The organism is Rufibacter tibetensis, assembly GCF_001310085.1.
Lineage (GTDB): Bacteria > Bacteroidota > Bacteroidia > Cytophagales > Hymenobacteraceae > Nibribacter > Nibribacter tibetensis.
Map to the genome: position 1 here is coordinate 44,609 of NZ_CP012643.1, position 11,416 is coordinate 56,024.

The window sequence follows — 11,416 nt, forward strand, 5'->3', positions numbered from 1 at the left end:
CTTTTCAATAAATCCTTTCTCATCCTTGTAACGGTTAGAAAGCGATAATTCAAAAATATAATTTGAAGCCTAACTCCGGAAAACGGAAGAACATCCAGAAGAAAACCACTCCTAATATAAAGAGCGGCTTCCTTCTGGATGTTCTTCCGTTTTCAGAGACTACTTCTTCAACGCTTCCCTCATACTGGAAAATGGTTGAAGGAATTACTTTCAAATTACTGCTTATGCCCTTTAATGTCTAAGGAAATATCCACTTTAGGGAGGATGTGGTGTTCGCATAAAGCAGGGTCTGCGGCGTACATCATGCCCCATTTGGTTCTGTCTAGTTGGAAATCAGCTTTCATCTCTATTTTGCTTCCTTCCATTATGATCCTGGCCGGAAAGGTGATGGCATGTGTCTGACCCAACATGTTAAAATCTCCAGTAACGGCATAGTTGTCGTTGGCTGCTCCCCCACCGGTGGAAGAAGCCAACGGCTGAACATTGGTGATCTTGAAAGAAGCGTTAGGGTGCAGCACTACATTGAAGAAATCGGGGCTTTTGAGGTGCTCAAGCAAGGCGGACTTTACGTGGTCGGGTAAATCGAAGTTCTGGATGGAATAAATAGGAATGGTAAACGAACCGGATTTCACTTTGCCGTCCACCACCTCTACGCCCGAGCTGGTCACTTTAAAGGAGCCATCGTGGTACAGGGTGGGACTGTAGCCTTTCCATTTTACTACAGAATTTTCTTCTTCTATGGCGTAAGGCGTTTTGGTGATCTCTTCTGTCTCTTCGCAGCTTGTCAGGTTCAGGGCGAAAGAAAATACAATGAGGGATAAAAGTGCTTTTTTCATGGCGTTTATAGACGTATTTTTTGGGTTGATTTTAAATTTTCAGGCAAAAAATAGCCGGTCACTTCCTGTGGAGAAGTTGAAGCTGGTTTATAAAAATTGGGGTGTTGATATTAAAGGGATTCCTCCCGAAGACGTTCTCCTTGCGGAGGCACTTAGTTAAGAATTCTGGTACTCGGCAGGCAGGGTGGCCCAAACATGGAGGCAGCCCATTTGCTGGATGAGGTACGTGACATCATGGTACTCTATTAGGCTACTTCCTCTGTTTTGCAGGCTTGTTTCCAGGTAGACTGCTACCTGGTCCAATTGGCTGCTTAAAAGGTGCTTTGACCGATGGGCAGCCGTGAAATAGGATCTCAGGATTCTTAGGTAGCCCACCAGCACCTCGGTAGCAGCGGCATCCAGCGGAATAGTCACTTTGGAAGTGGTGAGTACTGCCTTTGCCGGTGAAGAAGTCCCGTCCCCAAACCCCGCAGTATTGTGCACAGTTACCTGAGGGGATTTGAAAAGGACGGCTTGCTTCATGCTAGTACTTCTATTATCTGGTGAGAAAGGTGCGCTTACACAAAAAGCACCCCATATTTTCCTATCAACTGTGAGGTCATGTGCCTGATCACTTCGGCGGGTGGCGGACCCTGCGGCGGTACAACCTTTAACTCTTCAGCGGCCGGAAAACTGAATTCCAGAAAGTAGTTCAGGAACTGCCCCGGCGTGATCAAGGTCAGGAAGCGCGCACTTTCAGACTCAATGCTGAAGAGGTGCGGAGTCTGGCGTGGTGCGAAGACAGCATCGCCGGACACTGCCTTGATTGTTTTGTCTCCTATTTTAAAGGTCATTTCGCCAGAAAGCAGATAAAACGTTTCGTCTTCCCGGCTGTGCACGTGTACGGGTGGTTCAGCTCCTCTGGGCAAGGTCATGTCTACCAAGGCCATGCATTCCGCGGTTTGCTCCGGCGAAAGAAGCACTTTGAAGAATCCTCCCTGGTAACTTCTGTACGCCTGGGTGGTGATTTTTGCTGCTACATTTCGTAATGTTTTCATGTCTTTATTGGTTATGATTAACATTACAAAGATGGGATACCGCTCAACCTAAAACTTGTACAAAAACGACCTACAACATTCATTACTATCTATTTATAAACACCTCTTTATAAATAAAAACAGAACACCCCTTCCTAACCCCTGTGGTTTCAAAAGGAATATTCTGCGAGAGAATAAGGAAAGTTAAATGGCGGTTTTACTGCCAGTTTGTTTCATAAAGCACTTACCGTGCGTCACGAAAAGTTCTTTAGAGCTTTAGGCTAACAGTTTGGTAGGACTTACCCCCGCAATGCTTTTAAAGTCGCGGGAGAAATGGGACTGGTCATAGTAACCGGCATCAACAGATAAGGAAGTCATGGAGATAGCGGGTTCCGCCTCCAGGCAGGAGAAAGCATTGTTCAACCGAATGAGTTTAGCCATTTCCTTGGGCGACAGCCCAATCTTGTACCGGAACACCCTTTCCAGTTGCCGGGTACTGATTCCCAGTTTCTGCTCCAGTCCTTTGATGGGCACGTTGCCGTTGGTCAATTTCATCTGCTGGATGGTGTAGTCCACGTAATCCACCAGGTCTTGCTGGGGCAGCAGGCGTTTCTCCAGGAAGCTGTTCAACCGGCTAATGCGTTCAGCGTCTGAGCCGGCTTCCTCAATCTGTTCCAATAAGAAGTTGATGGAGCCGCCCCACACCGCCTCCAGATCCAGGCTGGGTACGTTCTTGAACTCCTCCATGTTGATGGGCAGAAACTTTTGGGCACCGTAAGACTTAAACTGAATTTTGATCAGGCGGGTATGGCCGGTGAACTTCAGCCAGATGGGTTGCGTGAGTTGCCCCACCAGGAAAGCCTGCCGGGTGCGCTGCATGGCGTCTGCAGAACCGTTCAGGCTGTATTCATGGGGCTCGCCGTATAAAAACAGCATGGACACCTTGCCATACGGAATCAACCGCCACACGGTAGAAACGGACTCGGTGTTCCTCCAGTCAATATCTACCAGCATGTAATTGTCAATGTACTTGCTCAGGGCAGGGCTTGGTTTGTAGAGTTCTGCTTTCATAGGATTACCGGCAATTCTATCTTAATGACAAGTAAAAGTACACGTGCTGTAAGCTACAGACTTGTACAAAAGCGACATCCCCCTACGCTACCACCATCTAAAACTTCTTTTAAAGCAGCTTTGACACGCTCCTCTACATAATAACCATTTGACAATCTAGTACATTAAGATAGAAAACTACCTGCGCAGATGCAAGCCAAGCTATTGGTCAATGCCCAAGCAGGACTTCCGTTTAGAAGATGTTTTTCGGAAAAAAGCCTCAGAATAGAGCATCTACTATCTGCAAAGGTGAAAGAATTGGACCTGAACTTAGTAAGGTGAGCTTTTCTACAACCCTTGACAAAAACTAGAGTAACTAAGTAGCAGTTAATCATAGCACAACTACTTGAACTCAGGCTTAATGGGCAAGAAAATAGCCATCACTACGCTGGGCACTCTGGGCGACATAAACCCGATGGTAGCACTGGCCCTGGAGTTAAAAAAACGGGGGTACCAAATCAGCTTCTCTACTTCTAAGTACTTTCAGCCTTACATAGAAAAACATGGGCTCTGCTTTCATGAGGTGCTGCCCAATCTTGACCCCAACAATAAGGAGATGATTCAAACCGTGCTGGACCCCAAGAACGGGCCGGAGCGGTTCCATCGGGAAATAATCTTTCCGCATGTGGCAGAAAGCTATGCTTCCTTTCTAGAAACGGCCAAAGAAGCGGATCTGATCATCAGTGGTATTCTCTCTTACTTTGCGCCTCTTTGCGCCAAAAAGCTGAAGAAACCGTGGGCATCAGTGATGCTCTCGCCTATGACGTTCTGGTCCATCTTTGATCCGCCGGTAATCCCCACCATGGAGTTCATGAAGCACGCGTATCGTTTCGGGCCAGAGTTTAACAAATTCATTTTTCGGGAGATTTTCAGGGTTTCCAATGAATGGACCAAACCGGTGCAGGAGCTTAGGGCGAAGGAAGGGATTATAGATGATTCTAACCCTCTCACCAATGGCGCAGCCTCAGAATACCTGAACTTGGGCATGTACTCCCGGCTGTTAGGTGACGTTCAGCCCGACTTTCCGGCTAACTCTGTGCTGACCGGCTTTGTGCTGTTTGACCAGAACCTGTCACACCAGACGCTTTCTACTGAGTTGCAGGGTTTTCTGGCCAGTGGTCCGCCTCCGGTGGTGTTTACGTTGGGTTCTAACAGCGTCATGAAACACAGCCAGCTTTTTGACCTCTTTCATGAAGTTGCCCAAAAAATGAACCACCGCTCCGTCATTCTTACGGGCGAAGCCAACTTCACCCAATACAAAGGCAGAAGTACTGAAAAGATCTTTTTCGATGATTATGCGCCTTACTCCCAGTTGTTCCCGCATGCCTCTTGTATTGTGCACCAGGGTGGCATTGGCACCACGGGTCAGGCCATGTACGGCGGCAAACCCATGATCATCCTCCCTGAGTGCAACGACCAGCACGACAACTTGGAACGCGCGCAGAGATTAGGCATAGCCAAAGGCATTCCCATGAAAGAAGTAAGTGCCCGAAAACTGCGGAATGCTATTATGGCAATGCTTGCCAGTCCTGAATACACCTCCAAAGCAGCTCAGGTGGTTCAGGAACTGAAAAAGGAAAACGGCCTCAAAACGGCGGCTGATGAAATAGAGAAGTTATTAGCAAAGCCTGACCTTTCTTCCTGCACTACAACCTCAAATCACCCTTACAACCAGCAAATCTTAAATCAGAAAGTAGATGGTGGTAGGTTAAGGATTTAAAGTGCACTAAGAAACCTTTATTATTTAAGTAAATACCACCTAGACACTTTTTAAGATCTATCACTGCTCCCTTCGTCTTAAATTGGTGGAGTCTGGAAACAGGTTGGTAATACAAAAAATAGAAAGCCTCTGGTGTTAGGTACACACAGAGGCTTTCTATTATGGAAGAGGTACTCGCTTAAAAGATGTACCTGATATCACACCAAGGAATAATTTCTTGCTGCAGCTTCTTGAACTCATTAATCCACCCGGCTTTCAATTGATACTGGTACCGGACGTTGATGCCCCCAAACTGGCTGCGTTTGGTTTCCTGGATAGCTGGTGCCCAGATCATGTCTTCGGCTTTAGGGTTGATGGAGAGGTTAATCTCGTGCTGCCACTCGTTATGCGTCAGGAAAATGACTTCACAGTTCATGGTCTCCTTCAGGTTAGGATGCACCACTTCATTTAACTGCTCAAACAACTCGCGATAATCTTCCAGCCAGCCTTCATACACAATCACCGGGGAGAAGTTCACGTGCACATCATACCCGGCTTGGTAGAAGTCGTTGATGGCGGCTAACCGTTTGGCCAGGCTATCGGTGCGCACGTCTACCAGTTTGCTTACTTTCTGGGGAAGAAGACTAAACCTGATGCGGGTCTTGCCCTGCGGGTCATAGGTCAGCATCTCAGGGTTCACAAACTTGGTGGCGAAGGTGGCAAACGCCTTCGGGTGCTCCCGGAAGAAATGCACCGCCGACTGCACTCCATCTGAAATAGAGGCATCTACCGATACATCTGAGTTACACCCAATGTCATAGGTGTAAAACTGCGCATGCGTCTGGTTAGGAATCTTGGGCCAGGGTTGCTTCTGCACGTGCTTGTTCACCGCTCCCAATATCTCCTCTGTGTTGGTGAAGAGCGTGATGGGGTTCACCTTCTTGTTACGGTCTACATAGCAGTAAGCACAAGCACCCAAACAGCCATTGGCCAGGCTGGGCGCAATAAAGTCGGAACTGCGGCCGCTTTCCCGGCACACCAAGGTTTTCAACCACCCCAGCACCAATACATCTGACTTCACCTGGTAATGATTTCCCTCTAATTCTGGTAGTCGGTTATGTTGCACAATGGGCTGGTGCACCGCATCAGGATAGGTAAGCAAGGCTTTCTGACCCCGCTCATTCAGAGCATCGGGGGTATAAAGAATGGTAGATGGATTGAATTTCTGCATACACCTTTTTAACAGCTGCAGAGGGGGTATGGTTCAGTTAAACTTATTCACAAAACCCTGGTTATCAATCGATTGAAATTCATTTTAAATTCTTTATAATGAATCAAACACTAAGGTAAGGTGTTAGTTAAATAGCACAGGAAAGCTCCCTTTTCTGGCTCATTTATAGGAAAATGGATAAAACCACCAGAGATATAGAAATGGAAGCAATTCAAGAGATAGTTGAGAATAAACCAGCAAAGCGTACCTCTAAAATCTGGATGCCCAAGCAAGTGCTTTTCACTCCTGCCGCCCTGGAAGAGCCATGGGGACAGCAGATTTATGAGCGCGTGCAATCCTTGGGTCTTCCTGTTCAGGAATTGAAACAGAACCGGATAGTAGGTTTACGCGGCGAGGACGAACGGGAAACGTACCGCAAGGCCAAAAGCACCCTGGCTGTGGTGACGGCACCCGCCAGCGCCATGAAGCTGCAACCCATCCCTCCTTCCGCTGACTACCAGTTTCACCTGGCTGAAGGCTGTCCGGCCCATTGCCAGTACTGCTACCTGGCTGGCAGTTTGCAAGGACCACCGGTGATCAGGACGTTCGCCAACTTACCCACTATTCTGAACAACCTGCCCAACTACCGCAAACCCCATGGCGTGACCACATTTGAGGCCAGTTGTTATACAGACCCGCTGGGGATTGAGCACCTAACCGGTAGCCTGGCCGAGACCATTAGGTTCTTTGGAGAGCAGGAGAACATGAACCTGCGTTGGGTTTCTAAGTTTGACCAGGTAGACGGCTTGCTGAACATCCCACACAACGGCAACACCCAACCCAGAATCAGCATCAACTCAGATTTTGTGACCAGACGTATGGAAGGTGGTACGGCTTCTATTAAGAACCGGTTAACGGCCATCCGTAAGCTGGCATTGCCGAAGGCACTAGGCGGTGGTGGCTACAAAGTGGGTCTGGTGATAGCCCCAATCATGCCCATTCCCGATTGGGAGGAGGAGTATACACATTTGTTGGACAGGTTAGAGCAAACACTTGACTTCCCTTGTGATCTCACCTTTGAGCTGATTAGCCACCGGTTTACCCCTGGCTCCAAAGCCTTGTTACAGGAGTGGTACCCTAACACCAGCATTGACTTTGACGAAAGTACCCGCTCTATGAAATTCAATAAGTTTGGTGGTAAAAAGTACGTCTACAATGCTGCCACCATGGGCATGCTCAAAAGCTTTTTCTACAGTGAACTGAAAAAGCGATTCCCGAATGCCCCTATCCTTTACTGGACGTAATCTTACAGCTTCTTCCTACATCAGAGCCGGTAGTTGTCTTCTTCATAGGAGCAATTACCGGCTTTTTGTTTTCTGCCCTTTTTTATAAAATGCCATGTATATGCTAGTACGCCCACAAAACTCTGGCAAATTAAACTTGGAAATAGCCTTCTCTTCTATAATGTGATTAATTTCAAAAATTGAATATAAACTATTTCATATTTTACTTTTTCTAGGTACATTAGAGAACATTTCCTCCTTTACTTCTTAAAAAAGTCATTCCATGGCAAAGGGTGTGCTGTTAGTAGTATGTCTTCTATGCTCTATTGCGTTTGCACGGGGGCAGGACATAATTACCCGTACTGATGGGGTAATCCTGAAAGCGAAAGTACTGGAGGTACAGCCCACCATCATCCGTTACCGGAAGTTTGGCTCTGCTGACTCACTAATTTTCAGGATTAGTCCTTCAGATGTGCAGTCCATTCAGATGGAAGACGGCACCATGAGAACTTTCTCTACTCCGGTAACTCAGAGCGCCGGAAAAAAGGGAAAAGAACCACGTGATTATGAAACTGACTTCAAGCGCAATGTCCTGAGCATCTACCCTCTTGATTTTATCTACTCTAACCTCACCCTTTCCTACGAACGAATCTCTTCATCCGGAAAAGTTGGGATTAAGATTCCGGTCACCATAGGTTTAGGAGAGATTAGAGATTACTATGCGTATGCCTTTCGGGAAAACACCCGGTTTGGGGCTGGCTTAGAGGTGAACATCTATCCGGAGGGACAGGGATCACTACGTTATTTCTTAACGCCTGCCCTCAATTACAGATCGTTCGATGTTCCTTATTTTGAACCCAACTCCGGCAGATTTGAGCCATACGAGGAAAGGGCTTCTATGATAACCTTAGGGTTTAAAGGCGGAGCTTTTGTACAATGGGGAAAGTTCTTCCAAATGTCTATGGACGTGGGCGTTGGCTACAGAACATTCTTCGCTGACCTACCAGAGAACGAAGGGTACTACAATTTAGAATCAAGGCTCTACCTTCCTGGCAATCTTCATTTAGGATTCCGTTTTTAACTTCTATTCCTATGAAAGAAACACAAGGCTCATTTCCCCTTTTCTTAGCTGTTTTCAGAAAACGGGGGTTAAAACAAGTAGTATCCTGGGTACTTCTGGTTTCTTTCCTGCCATTAACGGTCAGTTGTAATTACTACCGGTTAAAGGAAGAAAAAGACATATCCCCTGAGAAGGTGGCCAGCTTACCCAATTACAAGCGGTTTGTTTTGCACCAGGGCCAAAACGCCTGGGAAATAAAGAAAGTAGCGGTGAAGGATTCTACCGTGACGGGCAACATCAGCGATGTTCCAAAGGATCTGCTTCCCTATGTGTTTGTGAAGCAAGGCTCTTCTATCCGGTACAATTCCAAGCTCCCCGGTATGGCCCTGAACGTGGTGCACTTTTACGTGAATGAATTTGCGCAGCAAGATAGCCTGGCCGTCATTCCGCTTTCTTCTATCAAGCGAATTGACATTGCAGATAAGGACAATGGCGCTACTGTTGCCTCCCATGTTTTTGGTACCATTGGGGTTGCCGCCGGAGTTTTAGCCATCATCACCATTATAGTGGCTCTCACTAAAAGTTCATGCCCTTTTGTGTATGTGAAGAACGACAACGGTTACCAGTTTGTAGGCGAAACCTATGGCGGTGCTATTTTCTCCCCCCTGGAACGGGATGATTATATGCCTTTACCCACTATGGAAGCCACGGGAGGCAGTGTGCAGCTTAAGATCACCAATGAGCTTAAAGAACGGCAATTCACCAACTTGGCGCAACTACTGGTGGTACATCATTCCCCAAAAACGAAGGTCCTCCTGGATCAACAAGGCAAAGTGCATTCCATCCGGAACGTGGTACCTCCGCAAAAAGCCTTTGCCTCAGATGGGGTTGATTACGCAGGGGTGTTACAGGAACAGGACTCTTCTTCCTGGCTTTTCAACACTCCAGATACGAACCTTAGTTATGTAGACCTACAGTTTCAGAAGCCTACCGAAGGTAAAATAGGCAAACTTGTGCTTCGCGCCCAAAACTCTTTGTGGTTAGATTATTTATATGGTGAATTCACAAAGCAATTCAAGGGCATTTATAACGCCTGGGCCGAAAAGCAGAAAGAGGTGCCTGCTGCAGAGTTATATAAGTGGCAGCATGAACAGGGCCTTCCCCTCCTTGTGGAAGTAAAGACTGCTAAAGGTTGGCAGGTGGTAGACCGTATTCAACCGATAGGCCCGCTGGCCAGCCGTGATTTGGTAGTTCCCATCAATCTGGCTGCTGTTCAAAGCGATATGGTGCAGGTGCGCTTGTCCTGCGGGTTCATGTTCTGGGAAATTGACAAAGCCGGTATGGATTTCTCTGTTAACCAACCCTTGCCCGTGCAGAAGGTTTCAGCTTCCACCGCTTTTGAAAAATCTGGGCAAAACATACACCACCTGTTAGCAGCCTCAGACGCCAGTTACCTGCACCAATTCCATGTGGGAGATGAAGTGCAGCTGACTTTCCCCTTGCCCGCCAAACAGGATGGCCAGGTTCAGACCCTTTTCCTGCATACCCGGGGCTATTATGAACACATCAGGGAGTACACAGGAATACCTAATCTGCTCACGTTACGGAACTTTGAAAAACCGGGCCACTTCATAGAATTTTCCCGCCAGAGGTATGAAGAACTCGCGGAAGAGAATGGTTTCAACCACTTATTAACCGCCCATGCCAACGCACAGTAACACCACTCTCTTTTCAGATGTACCTCTGCAAGAGCAGAGCTTAGGGGTAAATACCTCTAACGTACATTCTGGTAAAGGCCAGAAAAGTAAACCTGTCATGCTTAGCAGATGGGAAAGTTTCTGGGTGCATAGCCGCATCCGGTGGCATTTGTTACTGCTTATTTTAAATCAGGTGAAGCACCCTGTTAAAGCTTTTATGGCCATGCGCGCTTTGATCAAGACAAGGCGCAAATATCTGGGGAACTCCCCTTTTATCAAGGCAGCAAAAGTTGCGGGGCGCTTTTATTATGAATACAACACCCCTGGGTGGCCATCTAAGGCGTATGATGATTACCATTTGGCAGAACTTAACCGGGTATTTCCCTTTCAGGATAAGCCTTTTGCCTTTAAAAACGTCATCATGGCGGTCACCAAAAAGTGTGCCCTCCGATGCGACCATTGCTTTGAGTGGGATGCCCTGAATGGGAAGGAAAAGCTCACCGTAGAGAACCTGCACGAAATAGTGCGGAACTTTCAGGAACAGGGAGTGGCGCAACTGCAATTTTCGGGGGGTGAACCCATGCTTAGGGTTCCTGCCATGCTCTCGGTGTTAAAGGAAGCTCAACCTGTTACCGATTTTTGGGCACTTACGTCCGGGCACCTCTTCACCTTAGAGAATGCTTTTGCCCTCAAAAAAGCAGGCTTAACCGGGGTGACCATTAGCCTGGACCACGTAGATCCCCTTTTACATAACCTGTTCCGTAAGTTTGACCAAGCCTATGATTGGGTAGAAAGAGCAGCTTACCACGCCTCCCAGGCTGACTTGGTAGTGGCTTTTTCCTTGTGCGCCACTAAGTCTTTCATCACGGAAGAAAACCTCATGCAGTATGCCCAACTGGCTAGTAGCTTAGGAGCCGCTTTCATTCAAGTACTGGAGCCCAGGGCAGTTGGGCATTATGCCGGGCAATCTGTGGGCCTACCCTTAGAGCAGCAAAAATTATTGGAGGATTTTTACACCAACCTGAACTACAATCCTGCTTACCAGCACCTCCCTATGGTGGTGTATTATGACTTACAGCGGAGAAGAGCCGGCTGCGCGGCCTCGGCAGACCGTCATGTGTATGTAGACACTGATGGGCTAATCCATGGGTGCCCCTTTTGCCGGAAGCCTGTTGGAAGTGCCCTGGAAGTAAACTTTAAAGAATCATTTGTCAAGCTTAGAAACACAGGTTGCACTGCTTTGGCCCCTTCCCTCTTGTAATTCCTTTCTTACTATCCCTTATACCTTTTTTCCACCTTTCTGCTGATATGGTGGACAGGTGTCTGTTTGTGTTCATCAAGGCAAACTGATAAGGAACTTCCCTAGATAGAAGTCATGGTACACTAAGGGCATTCTAGTTGAATAATTTATTTATAAAAACATATTCACCCTTAGAATTATGCCCTTCAACTAGCAGATCGGGGTACCTATCGAAACAAAAGCCAATTCCTTATTACCATAGTTA

At 47.2% G+C, this 11,416-nt stretch carries 11 protein-coding genes; 6 read left to right on the top strand and 5 right to left on the bottom strand.

From position 1 onward, the window contains the following. Positions 1-215: 215 nt before the first annotated feature. Positions 216-836 (bottom strand): YceI family protein, encoded by a 621-nt coding sequence (locus DC20_RS00215; RefSeq protein ID WP_062541986.1) that lies wholly within the window; start codon positions 834-836, stop codon positions 216-218. On the opposite strand from DC20_RS00215, the gene DC20_RS22740 reads away from it, so the two are divergent. Beyond that, complete coding sequence (locus tag DC20_RS22740) at positions 835-996, top strand: hypothetical protein (protein WP_157592991.1); 162 nt, start codon at positions 835-837, stop codon at positions 994-996. The two genes, DC20_RS00215 and DC20_RS22740, sit on opposite strands and share 2 nt — an antisense overlap. Here DC20_RS22740 and DC20_RS00220 read toward each other — a convergent pair. The 3 genes from DC20_RS00220 to DC20_RS00230 all read right to left on the bottom strand — a co-directional run bounded on the left by DC20_RS00220 (position 993) and on the right by DC20_RS00230 (position 2,923). Beyond that, positions 993-1,358, bottom strand: coding sequence for a hypothetical protein (locus tag DC20_RS00220; RefSeq protein WP_062541987.1), 366 nt, complete (start codon positions 1,356-1,358; stop codon positions 993-995). The genes DC20_RS22740 and DC20_RS00220 overlap by 4 nt on opposite strands. Positions 1,359-1,393: 35 nt before the next feature. Next, positions 1,394-1,873 carry a cupin domain-containing protein gene (locus DC20_RS00225; protein ID WP_169788135.1) on the bottom strand — a complete coding sequence of 160 codons (480 nt, stop codon included), beginning with the start codon at positions 1,871-1,873 and terminating at the stop codon, positions 1,394-1,396. A 255-nt stretch (positions 1,874-2,128) separates the two neighbouring features. Next, a complete protein-coding gene (locus tag DC20_RS00230; RefSeq protein WP_062541989.1) occupies positions 2,129-2,923 on the bottom strand; it encodes an AraC family transcriptional regulator in 795 nt (264 codons plus the stop codon). 385 nt (positions 2,924-3,308) lie between these two features. On the opposite strand from DC20_RS00230, the gene DC20_RS00235 reads away from it, so the two are divergent. Beyond that, positions 3,309-4,682 carry a glycosyltransferase gene (locus DC20_RS00235; protein ID WP_169788136.1) on the top strand — a complete coding sequence of 458 codons (1,374 nt, stop codon included), beginning with the start codon at positions 3,309-3,311 and terminating at the stop codon, positions 4,680-4,682. Between the two features lie 178 nt (positions 4,683-4,860). Here the strand turns inward: DC20_RS00235 and DC20_RS00240 are convergent, their stop codons facing one another. Then, positions 4,861-5,892 (bottom strand): spore photoproduct lyase family protein, encoded by a 1,032-nt coding sequence (locus tag DC20_RS00240; protein WP_062541991.1) that lies wholly within the window; start codon positions 5,890-5,892, stop codon positions 4,861-4,863. A gap of 200 nt (positions 5,893-6,092) precedes the next feature. Here DC20_RS00240 and DC20_RS00245 point away from each other — a divergent pair, with 200 nt between their 5' ends. From DC20_RS00245 to DC20_RS00260, 4 genes are all read left to right on the top strand, one after another. Next, positions 6,093-7,175: a spore photoproduct lyase family protein gene (locus DC20_RS00245; protein WP_062545718.1), complete on the top strand. Its 1,083-nt coding sequence runs from the start codon at positions 6,093-6,095 to the stop codon at positions 7,173-7,175. 262 nt (positions 7,176-7,437) lie between these two features. Further along, positions 7,438-8,235, top strand: a complete 798-nt coding sequence (locus tag DC20_RS00250) for a hypothetical protein (RefSeq protein ID WP_062541992.1) — start codon at positions 7,438-7,440, stop codon at positions 8,233-8,235. 11 nt (positions 8,236-8,246) lie between these two features. Continuing rightward, a complete protein-coding gene (locus tag DC20_RS00255; RefSeq protein WP_062541993.1) occupies positions 8,247-9,932 on the top strand; it encodes a hypothetical protein in 1,686 nt (561 codons plus the stop codon). Next, the gene (locus DC20_RS00260; protein ID WP_062541994.1) at positions 9,916-11,172 is read left to right on the top strand and encodes a radical SAM protein; all 1,257 of its coding nucleotides are present in this window, start codon (positions 9,916-9,918) and stop codon (positions 11,170-11,172) included. The genes DC20_RS00255 and DC20_RS00260 overlap by 17 nt, the downstream gene beginning before the upstream one ends. Positions 11,173-11,416 lie beyond the last annotated feature (244 nt).

What these genes read in the sequence shown, in the direction of transcription:
- DC20_RS22740 (WP_157592991.1), top strand. Translation starts at nt 835, where the DNA reads ATGGCGTTTATAGACGTATTTTTTGGGTTGATTTTAAATTTTCAGGCA.
- DC20_RS00245 (WP_062545718.1), top strand. Translation starts at nt 6,093, where the DNA reads ATGGAAGCAATTCAAGAGATAGTTGAGAATAAACCAGCAAAGCGTACC.
- DC20_RS00215 (WP_062541986.1), bottom strand. Translation starts at nt 836, where the DNA reads ATGAAAAAAGCACTTTTATCCCTCATTGTATTTTCTTTCGCCCTGAAC.
- DC20_RS00225 (WP_169788135.1), bottom strand. Translation starts at nt 1,873, where the DNA reads ATGAAAACATTACGAAATGTAGCAGCAAAAATCACCACCCAGGCGTAC.
- DC20_RS00255 (WP_062541993.1), top strand. Translation starts at nt 8,247, where the DNA reads ATGAAAGAAACACAAGGCTCATTTCCCCTTTTCTTAGCTGTTTTCAGA.
- DC20_RS00250 (WP_062541992.1), top strand. Translation starts at nt 7,438, where the DNA reads ATGGCAAAGGGTGTGCTGTTAGTAGTATGTCTTCTATGCTCTATTGCG.
- DC20_RS00220 (WP_062541987.1), bottom strand. Translation starts at nt 1,358, where the DNA reads ATGAAGCAAGCCGTCCTTTTCAAATCCCCTCAGGTAACTGTGCACAAT.
- DC20_RS00240 (WP_062541991.1), bottom strand. Translation starts at nt 5,892, where the DNA reads ATGCAGAAATTCAATCCATCTACCATTCTTTATACCCCCGATGCTCTG.
- DC20_RS00230 (WP_062541989.1), bottom strand. Translation starts at nt 2,923, where the DNA reads ATGAAAGCAGAACTCTACAAACCAAGCCCTGCCCTGAGCAAGTACATT.
- DC20_RS00260 (WP_062541994.1), top strand. Translation starts at nt 9,916, where the DNA reads ATGCCAACGCACAGTAACACCACTCTCTTTTCAGATGTACCTCTGCAA.